Raw genomic sequence first — 17630 nt, 5'->3', positions numbered from 1 at the left:
CTCGCGGTCAGGCCACCCCCATCGGGATACCGCATCACACAGAGATACACCCACCCACGAGATCACCGTCACCCTAGGCCGAAAACCTCAGTAGCCGCGCCAACTCCCGCTGTGCGGCGGCCTGGCGATGATTGTCGAGTCGTTAGCCGGCTCCTGTTCCTGGGCATGGGCAAGGCCCGGACCGCCATGGTCGGGCGTCGCGTGACGCCCGGGCAGCTCCTCTACCAGCGCATGCCGAGGGCATCGGAGTCCGCGAGCCGTCGACGATCTCGACGTGCTGGCTCTGTTCGCGAGAACGGGAGTCGTTTGTCGATGAGCTCAGAAGGCGTCCTGTCGGCGGCCAGGCCGATGTTCGCGAGGCCGGGAGGCACTGCTGAAAATGATCTTGCTAGGGTCCACCCAAGAGCTGGGGCGATCAACGCATGGGAGGTGGTCAGGCGATGACCCCTGAGGAGCAGGATCTGGTCATGGGCCTGGCGGTCGCACCGTGCTCGCCCCCGACACGCACGATCGACGAGGCGCTCGCCCACTTCGGCGAGTCCGACGGCGCGGCCCTGGCGCTCCGGCTGCTCCGGGACGCCATGGAGCGCCAGGACGCCGACGACGTCGAGATGGCGCTGATCGTCCATGCCGCCGCCGACGCCTCGGCCGAGGAGTTCCTGGAGCCGTTGACCGAGCTGTTCCCCGCCGACTGGCACAGGGGGTACGAGGACATCGTGTCCATGCTGGGCACGCTCCGCTCGCCCCAAACCCTGCCGACGCTGGTCTTGGCGACTCGCTGGGTTCCCGAGTACCTGGACTGGGACGAGAACCGGGCCCTCGCGGTGAAGGCGATCTGGGCTCTCGGCGCCATTCCCGGCCCGGAGGCCCGGGAAGCCCTCGAGGGCTTGCGCGACGACGAGAACGAGATCATCCGTGAGAACGCGCTGAAGCAGCTCGCACGCCGCGGCGAACTCTGACCGCGGAGTCGTAGCCGTTCGCCCGGGACGCCCGGCCGCGTTTCCCTGGCCAGCCGTTCCGACCAAGATCAATCTCGCCAGGAGCTCCTGTACCTCAACTACTCACGGGATGTCGCACAAACCACCCGCCGGGCCGTGAGTGACTCCCGAACTCATCGACATTGATCAAGGAACCGGCCCACGCGGTGACTCCCGAAGCCGTCGACGAACGACTTCCCTTCTTGTGTACAAAGCCAGTCCGGCCATTCGTGCCTGTTCTCCATGTCCGAGATCGAAGTGCTTGCGTGGGCCGTGGGTCAGCACGGCCGTGACGTGGCCTGGGGTGTGTGCGTTGACCGGGTGAGGCGTCAGCGTGGGCGTGTCGGCGGTCCGGGCTCTGTCTGCCCGGCAGGGGACCGGGCCGCGCCTCCTCACCTGGTTGGACCGGCCGGTGATGAGCGGCCCCGGACGTCATGGCTGATCATCCCGGGGCCGCTTGTGTCTGCCGGGCTGCACGCCGGCCCTGCTGGCCCGGTTCCTGGAGCGGCAGTCGCAGTGCCAGGCCGAGATGGCAGGCATCCTCGCCGGACGCGCCGGAGTGGATCCTGACGCCGACCTGCGCCCCGCCCTCGCCGCCGGCGTCGCCCTCACCGCGTTCCAGACCGCGCTGCGCCGCTGGGTGGACAGCGACGGCGCCAAGGCCATGGACGAGCTGGTCGACCAGGCTTTCGCGATGATCACCCCGGCACTTGATCTCAGCACAGACCCGGACTGAACCTGCCTGCGGCCCGGCAGGCGTCGATCCCGCTGCCGAGGCCGAGCGTATCCAGTCGCTGCACCGTAACTCCTACGTGCCGGCGCTGCGCCGGGACATCGGTGAGACACCGAGCACCTGAGACACCCGTGCAGGTCACATAACGCAGTCGACCGCCGTATTGTCCGGCAGTCGGCGGACTGCCTCCTCGATCGCCGGGAACGCTCGGCCAGATCGCTGCCGTTGCGGCTGCTGACGGTGACACCGTCGTCGGCCCACGGGCCGGTCAGTGCACGGTAGCCGTCCCACTTTGGTTATGCGCTGTTGAGCTGTCCACGAACTATCGTCCAGCGCCATGTCGATCACAGGGTGGCGGGTGCGCGACACCCGCTGGGAGTGTGCGTGGCACGTGACGAGGCCCCGAGGGGGGCCCGACCGAGCAGCGTGTAAGCAACTCGGCCGGCAGTCACGGGGACGCCGAGCGATGGTCAACCCGTCGCGCACCGGCAGCATCACCGAGTTCACCCGCTCACCCGGCCGCGATGCAGGTCGTTCAGCCGCCGGAGCCCGGGCCATAGAGGGCAGCGATGTCTTTGGACGTCGCCCAGCGGCTGTAGGTGGGCGACTGAGGCCAGCCCTCGGGGGAGTCCTGCCACTCTTCCTGCCGTCCGTACGGCAGGAGGTCGATCAGCGGGAAGGTGTGGCTGAGCTGTTCGGTGCCCCGGCCGTTGGTGTGCCAGGTGCGATAGACGGTGTCGCCGGCGCGCAGGAACACGTTGACCGCGAATCCTGCGTCGGGCGGTGCACCGACGTCGGCCCCGAACGAGCTGTTGGCAGTCGAGTACCACGTCATCTGGTTGCCGACCCGCTGCCGGTAGGCGAGTGCCTCTTTGATCGGGCCCTGGGTGACGATGACGAATCGCGCATCGTAGTTGTCCAGGAACTCCAGGCGGGTGTACTGCGAGGTGAACCCCGTGCAGCCCGGGCACTGCCATTCCTTTCCGGCGAACCACATGTGGTTGTAGACGATCAGTTGCCTCTTGCCTTCGAAGACGTCCGCCGGCCGAACGGGGCCGTCTTCGCCCTCCAGGGTGTAGTCGGGCATCTCGACCATCGGCAGGCGACGACGCTCGGCGGCGATGGCGTCGAGCTCCCGCGTCGCGGCCTTCTCCCGGGCACGCAGCGCCTCGAGTTGGCGCTCCCAGGATGCGGCGTCGACGACGGGTGGTAGTGCGTGGGTGGTCATGGTCCCTCACAGAACTCGTGTACAGCTTTCGCTCGTCCAGAGGTAGACCACGCCGGGCTCCGGAACTCATCGGCCCGGAGCCGCCCCTTTGGCGCTTGGCCCTCCTGCGGGCATTGGCGATGAACGATCCGAGCCCGAGGAGTTCGCCGTCGACGTCCTCGCGATGCTGTCGCGGCACGCGCAGGAGCTGCTGGCGGGCGTGGAACTGTCGCGCGGCGGTCATGTTGCGTTCCCACAGTGCCTCCTGGGACCGGCGGGGCCGGAGCTCTGGCTCGCGCGCGGGGTCGATGCCGAGGCTTTCCAGGAGGTAGTGCTGCGCTGGCGCCAGCGTGTCCAATCCGGCGGTCTGCCCGGCGATCCGCACCTTGGGATCCTTGCCCTGGACAACAATGCCCCCGGCCCGGCCGGGAGTGCTCACCGCCCGGCGGATCCGCGCGTTCACCGACTCGATCGCATTGGTCGTGCAGACGATGCGGCGGATCTCGGTGTCGAACCGCAGGAACGGGGTGAACTCCTCCCAGGCGTTCTCCCACAGTTTCACGATTGCTGGATACTTCCGGCCCCAGGCATCGGTGAACTCAGCGAACCGCACCAGGGCCGCCTCCTCGGTCGGGGCGGTGTAGACGGGCTTGAGAAGTTTGGCGATCTTGCCCCAGTCCTGGCGGGCGGCATAGCGGAAGGAGTTGCGCAGCAGATGAAGCCGTCAAGGAACAACCCGTTGCTTTCATAGGACAAACCCGTTGCTCTGGTATGAGCTTCGCCGACAACGTTCTGGATCAGCTCGCGCTGCGGTTCCAGGTCGTGTTGCCGCATCTGAACGAGCGCCAGCGGCGTCTGACGCTGGGGCAGGAGGCGCGACTACTCGGACACGGTGGGGTACGGGCCGTGGCGCGGGTTGCCGGGGTGAGCGAGACGACGGTCCGCAACGGCGTGTTCGAGCTGGAGTCAGGCGAGGATCCGTTGCAGGACGGGTGCGTTCGGCGTCCCGGGGGTGGCCGCAAGCCCGCTGAGGAAAGGGATCCCTGCCTGGTTCCGGCGTTGTTGCAGCTGGTGGAGCCGGACGAGCGGGGTGATCCGATGTCGCCGCTGCGCTGGACCACGAAGTCCTTGCGCAACCTCGCCGTGGAGCTGACCGGGCAAGGCCACCCGGTCTCCGCTCCGACCGTCGGCCGGCTGCTGAGGGAGCAGGGTTTCAGTCTGCAGGTCAGCGCCAAGACGCTGGAGGGCAAGCAACACCCTGACCGGGACGCGCAGTTCCGCTATATCAACGAGCAGGTCAAGGAGCGTCAGTCCGGCGGTCAGCCGGTGATCAGTATCGACGCCAAGAAGAAGGAGCAGATAGGGCAGCTGCCGAACCCCGGGCGGCAATGGCGCCCCGCAGGCGATCCGGTGCAGGTGGAGGACCACAGCTTCTACTTCATCGGCCCCGACGTCGAGGTGGCGATACCCTTCGGCATCTACGATCTGGCCCGCGACAGCGGCTGGGTGAACGTCGGTACCGATCACGACACCTCGGTGTTCGCCGTCGAGTCGATCCGCCGCTGGTGGCGGGCCCGTGGCCGGATGGACTACCCGGATGCCGACAGGTTGCTGATCACCGCGGACTGCGGAGGGTCCAACAGCTACCGCTACCGGCTCTGGAAGGCTGAACTCGCCGCGTTCGCCGCCCAGACGGGTCTCACGGTGAGCGTCTGTCACTTTCCGCCGGGCACCTCGAAATGGAACAAGATCGAGCACCGGCTGTTCTCCCACATCTCCATGAACTGGCGTGGCAGGCCCCTGACCAGCCACGAAGTCGTGGTCAACAGCATCGCCGCGACCCGGACCCGCACCGGCCTGCGCGTTCACGCCGAGTTGGACACCGGGACCTACCCGGTGGGAATCTCCGTCAGCCGCGAGCACGTGCGCTCACTGCCGATCACGCACCATGACCGGCACGGAGCCTGGAACTACACGATCGCCCCGGCCGGTGCCACCGGCGACGGCGTGATCAACACCAGCGACCGCGACCACACCAGGTCACAGGTCCTGGCGATGCTCGCCGACCCGCGCCTGAGCGGCATGACCTCAGCCGAACTGGGCGCACTGTGCGCCCAGTTGGCCCCTGCGCAGGCCGCCCAGGCCGAACAGCGCAAGTTCCAGCAGCGCGGCGGCCGACGCCTGCAGAGCCCCGGAGCACACGGCAAACCCCTACTCTCGAACGCCGACCGCGTCCTGATCACCGTGATCTACCTGCGCCGCATCTGCTCCCAGAAAGTCCTGGTCGACCTGCTCGCCATCAACCCGGTCACGATCGGCAAGGCAATCGGCGAGACCCGCACCCTCATGGACGCGCAGAAGATCACCGTCTCGCAGACCGCGCACTACTTCGCCTGCGCCCAGGAACTGCGCGACTGGGCGCAGGACGGCGCCACCACCAGCAAAATGGATCTCTCCCAGACTCTGTCTCACCCCGCGCTCACCGGCATGTCCCGTCTGGACTTCCAGGCGCTGATCGACCGGATCACGGTGCCCTACCAGGCCGCACTCGAACAACGTCGGCATCACCAGCGCGGCGGTGATCGACGCCCGGGAACCCGTGGCGGCGTCTTCCGTCAAAAGATCACTGATGCTGACCGGATCCTGGCGACGGTCCTTGCCCAGCGAGATCTATGCAACCAACAGACCCTGGCCGACTTGTTCGGAGTCAGCCGCGGCACCATCCGCAACGCCATCGACGACGTCCGTCCCCTCCTCGAGCAAGATCCGCACGTCCCGACGCCTGCGGAACGACGCTTCGCCACCGCCACCGACTTACTCGCATCCATCACAGGAAACAGCGAAACGCCAAGTTGAATCCTTACGGCTTCGATGGACGACGCAGGTCTGCACGATCGTCCTGAGCCAGACGGTCTCGACCGCTTCGGATCTCGGTGAGGATGTGCAGCCAGTGCTTGGCGTCCTCGCCGCCATCGCTGGCCCACAGCCCCAGGATCTCGCGCCGGCCCTCGGCGGTGACGGCCAGGGCGACACAGATGGGCCGGTTGGCGACCGCGCCGTCACGGATCTTGGTTCTGTCGACGATCTTGTGATCCGGATGGCTGAGCCCGTTGCTCCGCCTGTTCGCGATCATGCATCGCGTGCTCTCGTGATGTGTTCCTGGAGCTGTTTTCGGTGTCCTGACAGCGGCCCGACGTTCTTGCCTCGGTGCGTGACCAGGCGTATCGGCACGCCCCGAGACCTGCGTGCGAGCATTCCCCTGCTGCGGGATGCCGTCCTGGTCTCAGGACACTTCATTGGAAGGAGACATCTTGGCCACGGTCACGCACGAGGTGTTCGTCATCGAGGGTCAGTTCGGCCTTCTGGACAGTGGGGAGATTCCCGCTCACTCGGCGGACTGGTCCAACGGCTTCGTGGCTCCCATGAGCGAGGGTGTCCTGATCGTCACTGGTATCAACACGGGCCTTGTCAGGGTGACGATCCAGGGACCGTACAGCAGCACACCAGATCAACCCGCAGACGACTGGGAGGAGATCGTCGAGGCCAGTGTGCATGCCCCCGCCGGCAAGCTCGCGGTGGACTCGCCTCTGTCCGGCCCCCTCGCGGACGATTCCGCGATACTCAGTCCCGCAGGACCCGCCTGGTATCGGGTCCGTGTCCACGCGCGCGGTCGTGCACTTCACCCCGATCAGGTGAGCATGGAACCGGTGGAGGACTACCTCATCATCACGTGGCCTGCGCCCCCGGCAGAGACCACCATCATGCGAGCCAGCGACGCAATTGAACGAAGCCTTCGCACGCCGCAGCCAGAGCGGACGCCCGACACCGACACCGACTTGAACCCGCCGTCCGCGAAACCCCGATGACACCGTCTTGCCCGACGCGACCGCCCCGGCGTCGCCGCGATCTGACCTCGCGCAGCACGAGGCCGGTCACCCTAGCCGTCTCCTGGGAAAACGTCGGCCAGGGCCGCTCCTGAGGCCGCGAGAGTACGAGACGGCTGTTGGACGATTTCGAGGTCGATATCGAGGGTGGCGGCGTGCTCGACGAAGTGTTTGCGGTAGCCGCCGTCGACCCAGATCTTGCGCCGGCCGGGGTGGTCGGCGGCGGCCTGGTCGAGCAGGGTGCGTCCGGCGGTGGAGTCCTGGACGCCGGCCGCGATGACCAGCACCGTCAGCACCAGGCCGAGGGTGTCGGCGATGATTTGAGGCACAGGTCGTGTCCGGTCATGCCGGCGCTCGGCGGGCTGCTCTCGGTGAGATGGTGCAGGCCGGTCCGGGGGTTCCGCGCGTCGTTGATTCGGGCCGTCCTGCTGAACGCCACTGGATGGGGTAGCAGGACTCAGGCAAGGTCCCCCCCGCACGAAAGTGATGCGAGTCCCATGGCAGAGACACGAGACGTCGTTGAACTCATTCTCCAGGACCACCGGAAGATGGAGGATCTCTTTCGTCTGATGCGCAGCGTCGAAGCCGACCGGGCTGCCGCTCTGCGGGAATTCTCCGATCTGCTGATCGCGCACGCGCTCGCGGAAGAGGCGAAGGTCTATCCCGCCCTCAAGCGCTACAAGAAGATCGACGATGAAGAGGTGGAACACGGCGAGGAGGAGCACGAGGAGGGCAACAAGGCGCTCCTGGAACTCCTGAAAGTCGACGAGGTCGGCTCCCAGGAGTGGGACGAGAAGCTGGAAGAACTCGTCCAGGCCGTCACCCACCACGCCGATGAGGAGGAGCGCACCATCCTCAACGGAGCACGCGAGAACGTGGCCATGGAGCGCCGTGAGGAACTGGGCGAGGCGTTCGTGGAAGAGCGCGCGCGTCAGCTGAAGGAAGGCTGCGGTGCCGTCGACAACGTACGCCGCATCGTCGGCTCCTGACCGCAACCCGTTGCCCCGTCCCGGACGGTCGGCGCTGGGAGGCCCGCGCGCCGACCTTCAGGTTCCCGCGCAGTTCCGTCCCGGGTACAGGGAGAGGGACCGTAGTTGGGTCTGGGTCCTGACGGCTGTGAACGACGCGCGGGTGATCTGCTGTCTGGCGAGCGCGCGCGGCGCGGGATGCCGGGGAGGCTGGGGTCCGGTGGCTTGGAGGCGCAGGTTCCACTGCTTCACCGGGCCCCAGCTACGGGGTCCGGTGCCACGGGAAGGCGGTAGTTACACCGTTTGCCCGGAGAGAGGTCCCGGGACATGCCTGTGGGCTCCGGATGTCTCCGGAGCCCACAGGCATGCTGCTGATTGCGGGGTTACCAGCGATACCAGCGGCCCTTGCGGCCGCCCGTGTCCGCGGAGCGCATGACGAAGCCGAGCAACCAGACGACCAGCACGATGACGGCGATCCACCACAGTGCCTTCAGCGCGAAACCCGCGCCGAAGAGGATCAGAGCCAGCAGAAGAACGAGAAGCAGGGGAACCATAGTTATCAACCTCCATCGCTCCTCGTGCCCGGCGAATGCAAGAGCATACGGTCGATTTCCCTGGTTTCTCCACTGCTCTTGCGGGCACTGAACCCAGTCTCTCCACGGTGCCCACCTGGGGCCGGTGGGCGGCAGAGTGGCCGGAGGCGCAGCCCGGTAGGCACCCGTACGGGACGCGCACGGCGGTGGCAGTGCTGGCGGCCCGCGCGGAACTGGGCCGTCAGGGGCGACAGCTTGGGGCGCTGGAAGGTGCCCGGTGAGCCGTCGCCCGGAGCACTTCACGGTGCGCGAGGAGCGGGTCCTGTCCCAGATCCGCCGCTCGATCCTTGACCGCGGCGAAGCACTGTCGGTGCGTGAGTTGGGAGCGGCGCTGGGGCTGCGCAGCCCGGCATCGGGGGTCTACCACCTGCAGAACCTCATACGCAGCGGCGCCCTGGTCCGCGACGGACGCAACTGGAACACCTGCCGACTGAGCCACTAGAGGGCCGCCCCGAACAGCGGCACCTCGCCGGTTCCCATGTCGGTGCGGATGCGGGTGAGCCGGGTCAGGTGGCGTCAGCGTCCGGCGCTGCCCCGGGCGACTTCGACGGCGACTTCGGCGACGACCTCGGGCTGTCGACGTTCACGTAATTCCTCAGCGGCAGGGTCAACTTCCCGCCCAAATGTTCGAGGGCGATGGCCCCGCAGCGGCTCTGTCAGTCTCTTCTGCAAGCATGTTGCCGTGACAACCACATCACCTGATCAGCGCCCTGCCGAGGACACCCTGGAATTCCTGCGCTCCGCAATTGAGACGGAGTGGCGCGAGCCGGCACTGGGACACGATGGCGTCTTGGCGTGGGAATCCGAGCACGGGGTCGTGCTTCCGGAGCCGTACCGGAGTCTGATCGCCGAGATCACCAACGGGTCGTCCCTCGGACCGCCGGAAGATGGTGGCCTCCTCCCTCTGGGCTGGCTCCCGCCAGACTGGCCGTACGACAGGGACCGCAATCCCGCCGCCCCGTTCCCGCTCCAGGAGGCCTGGGCGTGGGAAGGTGAACCCCTCGCCGACGACCATCATGAGCGCGTCGCCGAGGTCTACAACCACGGCTCCATCGTGCTCGGCACTGACGACGGCCCCTCCTACTGGGTCCTGGTCGTGACCGGTCCCCAGCGAGGCAAGGTCTGGGTGGTCACCGAAGTCGGCGCCTACCCGTATCCGATGCCGGAGGCGGTCGGATTCCTGGAATGGGTGCAACGCTGGCACGCCGGCGACGGCTGGTGGGACTGACCACTACCACACAGAGCCCGATGCACAACGAGGGCACCTGGCTCGAACGACTGCGTGGGGAAGTTGACGCTGCTGCTGGGGATTTACGTGAAGTTCCACACCGCCCTCGTCGTAGCGGCCCAACAACGCCGTCGTGGGCGCCCGCAGACTGCCCGTGACCGCACCCACGATCGCCTCCGTGGCCTGCCGCGCCTTGTACTTGGTCCACCCGCGGCCGCCCGGTACATCCTGCCCGCCAGGGGCCGGAACACCAGCCCCACGATGCCGAGGGCCGTGTAGTCGGCCAGCCAGCGGGCCGCCGGCTCCGCATCGGTCGTGCTCGGGCACGGCGGCCACGGCGCCGCCAGACCCTCCTCGAGGAACAACGTCTCCAGCGCGCAGTACCGTTCACTGAAGGGCGCCCGGTCAGGTCCCGGCCGCGCACGCGCAGCAGGTCGAACGCGACAAGCTGCGCCGGGAACTCGACGGCCGCGCGGGCCGCGCTCGCACCGCGGCGGTGCATGTGCTGCTGGAGACGCTCGAACGCGAGCCGGCCCGCCTCCCGCACGATGGGCTCGCAGTCGACCGTCGTATCGTCCGGCAGCCGTCGCACGGCCTCCTCGATCTCCGGGAACGCCCGGCTCAAGTCGCTGCCGTTACGGCTCCGTAGGGCGATACGGCCGTCGGCCCACCGGCCGGCTACCGCGCCCTGCCTCGACCCGGAATCCTGGGGACAGGGACTGCGCGACGGGGACTCGACGCCACGAAGGTGGGCAATCTCCGGAATCCCAGCAGCACGCGGTGGCGACAGCCCTCCGGCCGGCCGCCCCACCCGTCCAGTCATGCCGGTATGGGCAGCAAAGGCCGGATGACCTGCCATTTGGAGATGCGGGCCATGCAGCAGCCGAGGACCACCCGGATGGTCGCCTGGGCCCGGGGACGCGCGTCAGTGAGGCAGCAGGACGTCGACCTGACCCCGGATGTCCTGCAGGATCTCCTCGACGCTCAGGGCGATGTTCACGCTCACCGCCATGCTGAGGAACATCACGGCGGACACGATGTGTGCCAGCGTCGCGGCGTCGCCCTCCGTGACCCGTTCGTCTCGGCGCAGTACGGCGGCGACGGCCTCCTCGGTCTGCGCGACGATGGCGAGTGCCGCGCCGTGCCGGGGCTCCTCGGGGTCGCCGAAGACCATCTCGCGCAGGTAGGTGCGTCCGTTGTCGATCTGGATGCGGTTGCACTCGACGATCGGCCGGACGATCGCCATCAGCGCGTCCAGCACGCCGGGGACGGTCTCGGCGTCCGCCCGGCCCTGCTCAAGCGCTTCGGCGTACTTGGCGTTCTGGACAAGGAGGAGGAGTTCGCCCTTGGTCTTGGCGTAGAGGAACAGGGTTCCGGTGCCGATGTCGGCCTTGTCGGCGATCTGCTGGGTCGTGACGTCGTCGACGCCGTGTTCGGCGAACAGCTCCGTGGCGGCCGCGACGATGCGGTCGAATTTCTCCTGCTTGTTCCGCTCGCGCCGTCCGACCGGTCGGGGGGCGACAGACATGGCGGTGTCCTCGTGCGTTCTGTGTCGCCCGTCGCGGTTGCGGCGGGTCAGCTGTTGGCGATGACGGCCTTGCCGCGGATGCCGCCCTGGGACAGGGCCTGCAGCGCCTGCGGGGTCTGGTCGAAGCCGGCCACCTTTCCCACGACCGGGCGCACCACGCCCTGGTCGATGAGGGTGGTGATCTGGCGGAGCTGGTCGCCGCTGGCGCGCATGAGCATGAACTCGTACGTCACGCCGAGCTTCTTCGCCTGCTTGCGGATCTTGCGGCTCAGGACGGCGACCCCCAGGCGCAGCACCGGGTTGAGGCCGGCCTCGCGCGCGAAAGTGGGCTCCGGGGGACCGGCGATCTCGATGGCCTTGCCGCCGGGCTTGAGCACCCGCAGGGACTTCTCGAGAGTCTCCCCACCGAGGCTGTCCAGCACCAGGTCGTAGCCGGTCAGGAGCTGCTCGAAGTCCTGGGTGCGGTAATCGATCACCGTGTCCGCGCCGAGCGCGCGCACGAAGTCCGCGTTGGAAGCGCTGGCGGTCGTGGCGACGTGCGCACCGAGGTGCGCGGCGAGCTGGATCGCGATCGAACCGACCCCGCCGGCCCCGGCGTGGATGAGAACCTTCTGCCCGGGCCGCACCTTTCCGCGCTCCACCAGCGCCTGCCACGCCGTGAGCGCCACCAGCGGCAGCGAGCCGGCCTCATTCATGCTGATCGAGGCGGGCTTGAGCGCCAGGTCGCCCTCCGCGACGGCGATGCGTTCGGCGAACGTGCCGATGCGGTCCTGGTCGGGCCGACCGTAGACCTCGTCTCCGGGCTTGAAGCCGCGAACCGCCGTCCCGACGCGGATGACAGTGCCCGCGACATCGTTGCCCAGGATCAGCGGCAGCTTGTAGGGCAGGATCTGCTTCAACTCACCGGCGCGGATCTTCTCGTCCAGCTGATTCAGCCCGGCAGCCTCCACCCGGACGAGCACGTCGTGCTCCCCGACGGTGGGCTCGGGGACGTCCGCCTCCTGCAGCGGCTCCTTGTACTTGGTGATGACGAACGCTCGCATGGGGCGCTACTCCTTGTCTTCATCCTGCTTATCCAGGCGTGAGGCCAGATCGGCCAATTCGGCGTGGCATGGGGCCTCGCCTCACTCACTCAACCCGAGTGCACTCAATTATGAGTCGACTCAGGATTATTGTCAAACCGAGGGCGTCCTGGGCCCGCAACGCGCCCTCCCCGGTGCCACATACCGGCCGCGAGTACTCGCCGGCAGCAGCAGGTCCCGTCCCGTTCGGCCGCGTCCGGAGCCCCGGGACCGGTCGGTCCCGGGGCTCCAGTCCCGATCCGCCTGCCCGCGGCCGACCCGGCCGGAGGGCGGCGTCAGGCGACGCTCAGGACGATCTTCCCGGTGGTGCGGCCCTGCTCGCCGATCTCGTGCGCCTTCGCGGCCTCGGCCAGCGGGACTACGGTCTCGACCACGGGCGTGAGCGCGCCCCGCTCGGCCAGGGCGGCGATCTCGCGCAGACCCAGGTGGTCGGGCTCGACCAGAATCCACACCGCCCGCACGTGGCCGGGGACGTCGGCGGGGACGTCGTCGGGGCCGGGCAGGGTGATGAGCCGGCCGCCCGGGCGCAGCACCGTCAGGGACCGCTCGGCGTTCTGGCCGCCGAGCCCGTCCAGCACCACGTCCACGTCCCCGACGGCGTCCTCGAAGCGGACCGTGCGGTAGTCGATCACCTCGTCCGCGCCCAGCTGCCGCAGCAGGTCGTGCTTGGCGGCGCTGGCCGTGCCGATGACGTACGCGCCGCGGGCCTTGGCGATCTGCACGGCCAGGTGGCCGACCCCGCCGGCCGCCGCGTGCACCAGCACCCGCTCACCGGCGCGCACCCCGGCGGTGTCCACCAGGGCCTGCCAGGCGGTCAGCGCGGCCAGCGGCAGCGCCGCCGCCTGCACGTGGGTGAGGTTCGCCGGCTTGGGCGCGAGGTGGCGGGCCGGGGCGACGACGTACTCGGCGTAGGCGCCGGCCTGCCGCGGGAACAGCGGCATGCCGTACACCTCGTCCCCGGGGCGGAACATCCCCACGCCCGGTCCGACGGCCTCCACGGTGCCGGAGACGTCCCAGCCGACCGCCGGGACCTCGCCCCACTCGATCAGGGCCCCGCTGGCCCGGGTCTTGAAGTCCACCGGGTTCACACCGGCCGCGTGGACCCGCACCAGGACCTCGTTCACTCCCGGCTCGGGCCGGGCGACCTCACGCTCCACGAGCACCTCCGGTCCGCCCCACTGCTCCACGACCACCGCACGCATGCTGTTCGCCTCACTCTTTTCCGTCTTGATCGGATACCGGCCGCCCGGGCCCTTCCCGGAGCGACGCAGTCCACGATCCGGCACCCGCCCCGAGCGTGGTGTTGGCCGTCTGGCCACTATGTGACAGGATCTGGCCATGAGTGAGACGCAGTGGCCGTGTACCGACCCCCTCCCCGACCCGAGCGCCGAGCCGGCCGGGCGGCACCGCATCGCCGTCCTCGCCCTGCCCGGCGTCCCGCCCTTCGAACTCGGCATCCCCTCCCGCGTCTTCGGCAGCGTCCTGGACGCCGACTCACGCCCGCTGTACGAGATCACCGTCTGCACCGCCGACGGCGCCCCGGTCCTCAGCGACGCCGGGTTCACCGTGCAGCCCGCGGCCGGTCCCGAGGCCCTGGCCGCCGCGGACACCGTGATCGTCCCGCCCACGCACGCCATGCCCGAGCTGGGCCGCGGCGGCCCGCTGCCGCCCGAGGTCACCGCGGCCATCGCCGGCATCCGGCCCGGCACCCGCCTGGTGTCCATCTGCGCCGGCTCCTACGTCCTGGCCGCCGCGGGCCTCCTCGACGGCCGGCCCGCCACCACCCACTGGGGCCTCGCCCCCGAGTTCCGCCGCGCCTACCCCCGCGTCAAGGTCGACGAGGAGGTCCTCTTCGTCGACGACGGCGACGTCCTGACCTCCGCGGGCGTCGCCGCCGGCATCGACCTGTGCCTGCACATGATCCGCCGCGACCACGGCGCCGCCGCCGCCAACCGCGCCGCCCGCATGTGCGTCGTACCGCCCTGGCGGGACGGCGGCCAGGCCCAGTACATCGACCGCCCGGTGCCCGAACCCACCGTCGCCACCACCACCGCCACCCGCGCCTGGGCCCTGGAACACCTCGGCGAACCCCTCTCCCTGAACCGCCTGGCCGAACACGCCCGGATGAGCCTGCGCTCCTTCACCCGCCGCTTCCGCGACGAGGTCGGCATGACCCCCGTGCAGTGGCTCACCGCGCAACGCCTGGAACTGGCCAAGCAGTTGCTGGAGACCACCGACCTGTCCATCGACCTGGTCGCCCACCGCTGCGGCTTCGGCTCCGCCAACTCCCTGCGCGCCCACATGCGCACCGCCTTCGGTGTCTCACCCGCCTCCTACCGCCGCACCTTCCATACCGACGACCTGGTGGAAGCGGGCGTCTGAGGACACATCAGCGCCGCACATACCCGCTCCGCGGGCCGGCCGGGATCCGCCTGATCATCCGCTGCCGGTGCCCCCATCGCTGCCATGACCGGCGCCGCCAATGCTTGGCGCCCCTCGACCGCAGCCGCTCGCGAGCGGCCGAGGGTCACCCGCACGCGCCGGTGCAACCGCTGGTACGCGGTCAGTGCCGTCCGCCTCCACATCCCGTGTCAGCGTGTCCTCCCGACAGGCGGTGCACCCGTCCCGGTGCCGCGGCGAGTGGGACCCCTACATCGATGACTTCGCCACCAAGATCCCCGAGTTCATGGACTACCTGTTCAGCAACGTCGAGGGCTGGCCCGGCATTACCTCGCCGGACGTGAAGGAGTTCATCGTCAAGTACCAGATCCCGGCGGAGGCCTGGTTCGTCGCCCACCCCAACCTCACCGTCGCGGAGGGCCACCGGCTCAAGCGGCAGGAGGCCGCCGTGCAGCGTTTCCTGTCGGACCTCAACTGAAGGCAGGCGCACCATCACTTCCCCGCTGTTCCGGCGGCTGCGCCGCCCGCCCACCCTGGACCTCGACGACATCCAGGCGACCCTGTTGCGGGCCTGGCCCGAGCCCTACTTCGGCACCCACACGATCCTGGAGATCACCGAACCGGCCGCGGGCAAGGAACTGCTGCGCCGACTGGCGCCGAGGGTGACCTCGGCGGCGCGCTGGGACGAACCGCAGCCGTCCTGGCTGGCCCTCGCCATCAGCTACCAGGGGCTGGTGGCACTAGGGCTGCCGGAGACCTCACTGGCCTCCTTCCCGGCCAACTTCCGTGCCGGGATGGCAGCCCGCGCCGAGCGGCTGCGGGACACCGGCGCGAACGCGCCGGACCGCTGGGAGTTCCCCTTCGGCACCCCGCGCGTGCACATGGCCGTGACGGTGTATGCCGCGAGCGAGGACGACTGGCGGACCGAAGTCGCCGCGTACGAAAAGGAACTGGGCGAGGTCCCTGGCGTAAAGCTGCTGTCGCACCAGGACTTCGCGGCCGACGGGTTCAACGTCTTCGGCTACCGGGACGGCTTCAGCCAGCCGGTGGTGGAGGGCAGTGGCGCCGAACCGCTGCCTGGCGACGGACGGCCCATCAAGGCCGGTGAGTTCGTCCTCGGCTACCCGAGCGAGACCGGCGTACCACTGCCCGTGCCGGCTCCGGACGTCCTGGGCCGCAATGGCACGTACGTCGTCTTCCGCAAGTACCACTCCCACGTCGCCGCCTTCAACAAGTGGCTGCACGACAACGCCTCCACCGGGGCCGAACGCGAGCTGCTGGCAGCCAAGTTGGTTGGCCGCTGGCGCAGCGGAGCACCTCTCGCCCTCACCCCGGAGCGCGACACCCCCGCCATCGGCGAGGACCCGAACCGGATCAACGACTTCGACTACTCCGCCGACCCGCGCGGACTGCGCACCCCGCTCGGCTCCCACATCCGCCGGATGAACCCGCGCGACACCAAGCTGACGGTCCTCAGCGACGTCAACATCCGGCGGATCATCCGGCGCGGCACCTCCTACGGCACCCCGCTGCCCCCGGACCGCCTCAAGGACGACGGCACACCGCGCGGCCTGGACTTCATCGCCCTCGGCGCCCGAGCCATCGACAACGTCGAGTTCCTCCAGAGCGAATGGGTCGGCTCCGGCAACCTCATGGGCCTGGGCAAGGAGAAGGACCCGATGATCTCGCTCCAGGACAAGGGCGCCTACTTCACCGTGCCCGGGACTCCGCCGCGCCGGGTGCAGAACATCCAGTCCTTCAACACCCTCCTCGGCGGCGAGTACTTCTTCATGCCCAGCCTGTCCGCCATCCGCCGGCTCGCCGGCAACTGACCCCCCACCTCGCGCGGAGACACTCCCCATGACCTCGTACGTCCGCTACAGCCCCGCCCTCGAACAGCCCTTTCCGAACGAGGACGAACTCGTCCGCCAAGTCGTCGCGGCCATGGGCAAGGCCAACCAGCAGGTCGCCGACAAACACCGCCACGGCCTGCGCGACGCCCACGCCAAGAGCCACGGCGTCCTCGCCGGCGAGCTGCGCATCCAGCCCGACCTGCCCGCCCACCTCGCCCAGGGCCTCTTCGCCGCACCGGCCACCTACCCGGTGATCGTCCGCTTCTCCTCCGCCCCCGGAGACCTGCGCTCCGACCAGGTGCCCGTCCAGCGCGGCCTCGCGATGAAGGTGATCGGCGCCCCCGGGCCCCGTGCCCTCGACGACGGCTTCTCCACCCAGGACTTCCTGCTCGTCAACCACCCCACCCTGCCCTTCGGCAACATCGCCGAATACGCCAAACTCCAGGACCTGTTGGAGAAACAGCCCGGCCAGAGCGACCAGCAGCTCCAGCTCACCGGCGCGGCCGCCCGCGTGGCCGCCAAGGCCCTCACGCGCGTGGGACGTCCGCTTCCGCCCGCCGTGGAGACCCTGGCCGCCGTAAACGACCACATCCTCGGCGAGACCTTCCACTCCATGGCCGCGCTGCGCTACGGCGACCACGTGGCGAAGATGTCCGCCGCGCCCCGCTCGGCGAACGTCAGGGCCCTCACCGGCAGCCACGTCGACAAGAAGGCCGGCGAGTCGGCCCTGCGCGACCTCGTCGTCGACTTCTTCGCAGACAACAGCGCCGAGTACGACATCCGCGCCCAGTTGTGCACGGACATCGAGCGGATGCCGGTGGAGGACGCCTCGGTCCTGTGGCCCGAGGAACTGTCGCCGCACCAGACCGTGGCCGTGCTGCATCTGCCCGCCCAGGACGCCTACAGCGACGCCCGCCGCCGCTACGCCGACGACGTTCTTTCCTTCAGCCCCTGGCACGCAACGGAGGCCCACCGCCCGCTGGGCTCGATCATGCGCTCCCGCCGCGCCGCGTACCCCGCCTCCAGCGACTTCCGGCACCGCTTCAACGGCATCGAGCCGCAGGAGCCGTCCGACATCAAGGAGCTGCCCGCCTGACCAGGTCCCGACCGACCCCGGATGCGTCCGGGGTCGGTCGGGACGCGCGTGCCAGAATGGAGACGTCCATCCTCCGCTCTG

At 69.1% G+C, this 17630-nt stretch carries 17 protein-coding genes and 4 pseudogenes; 11 read left to right on the top strand and 10 right to left on the bottom strand.

Features of this window, described 5'->3' with window-relative positions:
- The first annotated feature begins 440 nt into the window (after positions 1-440).
- Both ACFY0U_RS44295 and ACFY0U_RS44290 read left to right on the top strand, forming a co-directional pair.
- A complete protein-coding gene (locus ACFY0U_RS44295) occupies positions 441-959 on the top strand; it encodes a HEAT repeat domain-containing protein (protein WP_388645985.1) in 519 nt (172 codons plus the stop codon).
- A 475-nt stretch (positions 960-1434) separates the two neighbouring features.
- Positions 1435-1713 carry a hypothetical protein gene (locus ACFY0U_RS44290; protein WP_388645984.1) on the top strand — a complete coding sequence of 93 codons (279 nt, stop codon included), beginning with the start codon at positions 1435-1437 and terminating at the stop codon, positions 1711-1713.
- A gap of 532 nt (positions 1714-2245) precedes the next feature.
- Here the strand turns inward: ACFY0U_RS44290 and ACFY0U_RS44285 are convergent.
- The 3 genes and pseudogenes from ACFY0U_RS44285 to ACFY0U_RS44275 form a co-directional block, all read right to left on the bottom strand.
- The gene (locus ACFY0U_RS44285) at positions 2246-2938 is read right to left on the bottom strand and encodes a DUF899 domain-containing protein (protein WP_388645982.1); all 693 of its coding nucleotides are present in this window, start codon (positions 2936-2938) and stop codon (positions 2246-2248) included.
- 127 nt (positions 2939-3065) lie between these two features.
- A pseudogene (locus ACFY0U_RS44280) lies at positions 3066-3161 on the bottom strand (hypothetical protein); the annotation flags it as partial.
- A gap of 180 nt (positions 3162-3341) precedes the next feature.
- Positions 3342-3638, bottom strand: a pseudogene (locus ACFY0U_RS44275) (transposase); the annotation flags it as partial.
- 50 nt (positions 3639-3688) lie between these two features.
- Between ACFY0U_RS44275 and ACFY0U_RS44270 the strand changes: the two are divergent.
- Positions 3689-5773, top strand: a complete 2085-nt coding sequence (locus tag ACFY0U_RS44270; protein WP_388645981.1) for an ISAzo13 family transposase — start codon at positions 3689-3691, stop codon at positions 5771-5773.
- Here ACFY0U_RS44270 and ACFY0U_RS44265 read toward each other — a convergent pair.
- A pseudogene (locus ACFY0U_RS44265) lies at positions 5762-5987 on the bottom strand (transposase); the annotation flags it as partial. The gene ACFY0U_RS44270 and the pseudogene ACFY0U_RS44265 sit on opposite strands and share 12 nt — an antisense overlap.
- 241 nt (positions 5988-6228) lie before the next feature.
- Here ACFY0U_RS44265 and ACFY0U_RS44260 point away from each other — a divergent pair.
- Positions 6229-6783 carry a hypothetical protein gene (locus ACFY0U_RS44260; protein WP_388645979.1) on the top strand — a complete coding sequence of 185 codons (555 nt, stop codon included), beginning with the start codon at positions 6229-6231 and terminating at the stop codon, positions 6781-6783.
- Between the two features lie 122 nt (positions 6784-6905).
- Here ACFY0U_RS44260 and ACFY0U_RS44255 read toward each other — a convergent pair.
- Positions 6906-7121 (bottom strand): annotated as a pseudogene (locus tag ACFY0U_RS44255) (transposase); the annotation flags it as partial.
- Positions 7122-7298: 177 nt separating this feature from the next.
- Here ACFY0U_RS44255 and ACFY0U_RS44250 point away from each other — a divergent pair.
- Entirely contained in the window at positions 7299-7790 is a 492-nt protein-coding gene (locus tag ACFY0U_RS44250) for a hemerythrin domain-containing protein (RefSeq protein WP_388645978.1), read from the top strand.
- A 362-nt stretch (positions 7791-8152) separates the two neighbouring features.
- On the opposite strand, the gene ACFY0U_RS44245 is transcribed toward ACFY0U_RS44250, so the two are convergent.
- On the bottom strand, positions 8153-8323 hold the full coding sequence (locus ACFY0U_RS44245) for a DUF5670 family protein (protein ID WP_030933194.1): 171 nt from the start codon (positions 8321-8323) through the stop codon (positions 8153-8155).
- 256 nt (positions 8324-8579) lie between these two features.
- Here ACFY0U_RS44245 and ACFY0U_RS44240 point away from each other — a divergent pair, with 256 nt between their 5' ends.
- A complete protein-coding gene (locus ACFY0U_RS44240; protein WP_388645976.1) occupies positions 8580-8804 on the top strand; it encodes a hypothetical protein in 225 nt (74 codons plus the stop codon).
- A gap of 348 nt (positions 8805-9152) precedes the next feature.
- Positions 9153-9590, top strand: a complete 438-nt coding sequence (locus ACFY0U_RS44235; protein WP_388645974.1) for an SMI1/KNR4 family protein — start codon at positions 9153-9155, stop codon at positions 9588-9590.
- Here the strand turns inward: ACFY0U_RS44235 and ACFY0U_RS44230 are convergent.
- The 4 genes from ACFY0U_RS44230 to ACFY0U_RS44215 all read right to left on the bottom strand — a co-directional run bounded on the left by ACFY0U_RS44230 (position 9493) and on the right by ACFY0U_RS44215 (position 13402).
- Positions 9493-10413: a hypothetical protein gene (locus tag ACFY0U_RS44230; protein WP_388645987.1), complete on the bottom strand. Its 921-nt coding sequence runs from the start codon at positions 10411-10413 to the stop codon at positions 9493-9495. The genes ACFY0U_RS44235 and ACFY0U_RS44230 overlap by 98 nt on opposite strands.
- A 102-nt stretch (positions 10414-10515) precedes the next feature.
- Positions 10516-11118, bottom strand: a complete 603-nt coding sequence (locus ACFY0U_RS44225) for a TetR/AcrR family transcriptional regulator (RefSeq protein ID WP_388645973.1) — start codon at positions 11116-11118, stop codon at positions 10516-10518.
- 47 nt (positions 11119-11165) lie between these two features.
- Positions 11166-12161 (bottom strand): NADP-dependent oxidoreductase, encoded by a 996-nt coding sequence (locus tag ACFY0U_RS44220; protein ID WP_388645972.1) that lies wholly within the window; start codon positions 12159-12161, stop codon positions 11166-11168.
- Positions 12162-12475: 314 nt separating this feature from the next.
- Positions 12476-13402 (bottom strand): NADP-dependent oxidoreductase, encoded by a 927-nt coding sequence (locus tag ACFY0U_RS44215; RefSeq protein ID WP_388645970.1) that lies wholly within the window; start codon positions 13400-13402, stop codon positions 12476-12478.
- 136 nt (positions 13403-13538) lie between these two features.
- Between ACFY0U_RS44215 and ACFY0U_RS44210 the strand changes: the two genes are divergently transcribed.
- The 4 genes from ACFY0U_RS44210 to ACFY0U_RS44195 all read left to right on the top strand — a co-directional run bounded on the left by ACFY0U_RS44210 (position 13539) and on the right by ACFY0U_RS44195 (position 17549).
- Entirely contained in the window at positions 13539-14582 is a 1044-nt protein-coding gene (locus ACFY0U_RS44210; protein WP_388645968.1) for a GlxA family transcriptional regulator, read from the top strand.
- A gap of 214 nt (positions 14583-14796) precedes the next feature.
- The gene (locus ACFY0U_RS44205; protein ID WP_388645967.1) at positions 14797-15078 is read left to right on the top strand and encodes a hypothetical protein; all 282 of its coding nucleotides are present in this window, start codon (positions 14797-14799) and stop codon (positions 15076-15078) included.
- Positions 15079-15163: 85 nt separating this feature from the next.
- A complete protein-coding gene (locus tag ACFY0U_RS44200; protein WP_388645966.1) occupies positions 15164-16432 on the top strand; it encodes a Dyp-type peroxidase in 1269 nt (422 codons plus the stop codon).
- Positions 16433-16460: 28 nt separating this feature from the next.
- Entirely contained in the window at positions 16461-17549 is a 1089-nt protein-coding gene (locus ACFY0U_RS44195) for a catalase family protein (protein ID WP_388645964.1), read from the top strand.
- Positions 17550-17630 lie beyond the last annotated feature (81 nt).

The organism is Streptomyces sp. NPDC001536 (assembly GCF_042894505.1).
Taxonomy (GTDB): Bacteria; Actinomycetota; Actinomycetes; order Streptomycetales; family Streptomycetaceae; genus Streptomyces.
Note: the sequence above shows the minus strand (reverse complement) of the source record. Positions and strands in the feature narration are given on the sequence as shown.

Excerpts from the sequence above, each read along its gene's own strand:
- ACFY0U_RS44245 (WP_030933194.1), bottom strand. The coding sequence starts at position 8,323 with ATGGTTCCCCTGCTTCTCGTTCTTCTGCTGGCTCTGATCCTCTTCGGC.
- ACFY0U_RS44215 (WP_388645970.1), bottom strand. The coding sequence starts at position 13,402 with ATGCGTGCGGTGGTCGTGGAGCAGTGGGGCGGACCGGAGGTGCTCGTG.
- ACFY0U_RS44195 (WP_388645964.1), top strand. The coding sequence starts at position 16,461 with ATGACCTCGTACGTCCGCTACAGCCCCGCCCTCGAACAGCCCTTTCCG.
- ACFY0U_RS44250 (WP_388645978.1), top strand. The coding sequence starts at position 7,299 with ATGGCAGAGACACGAGACGTCGTTGAACTCATTCTCCAGGACCACCGG.
- ACFY0U_RS44225 (WP_388645973.1), bottom strand. The coding sequence starts at position 11,118 with ATGTCTGTCGCCCCCCGACCGGTCGGACGGCGCGAGCGGAACAAGCAG.
- ACFY0U_RS44230 (WP_388645987.1), bottom strand. The coding sequence starts at position 10,413 with ATGACTGGACGGGTGGGGCGGCCGGCCGGAGGGCTGTCGCCACCGCGT.
- ACFY0U_RS44220 (WP_388645972.1), bottom strand. The coding sequence starts at position 12,161 with ATGCGAGCGTTCGTCATCACCAAGTACAAGGAGCCGCTGCAGGAGGCG.
- ACFY0U_RS44210 (WP_388645968.1), top strand. The coding sequence starts at position 13,539 with ATGAGTGAGACGCAGTGGCCGTGTACCGACCCCCTCCCCGACCCGAGC.
- ACFY0U_RS44285 (WP_388645982.1), bottom strand. The coding sequence starts at position 2,938 with ATGACCACCCACGCACTACCACCCGTCGTCGACGCCGCATCCTGGGAG.
- ACFY0U_RS44270 (WP_388645981.1), top strand. The coding sequence starts at position 3,689 with ATGAGCTTCGCCGACAACGTTCTGGATCAGCTCGCGCTGCGGTTCCAG.
- ACFY0U_RS44295 (WP_388645985.1), top strand. The coding sequence starts at position 441 with ATGACCCCTGAGGAGCAGGATCTGGTCATGGGCCTGGCGGTCGCACCG.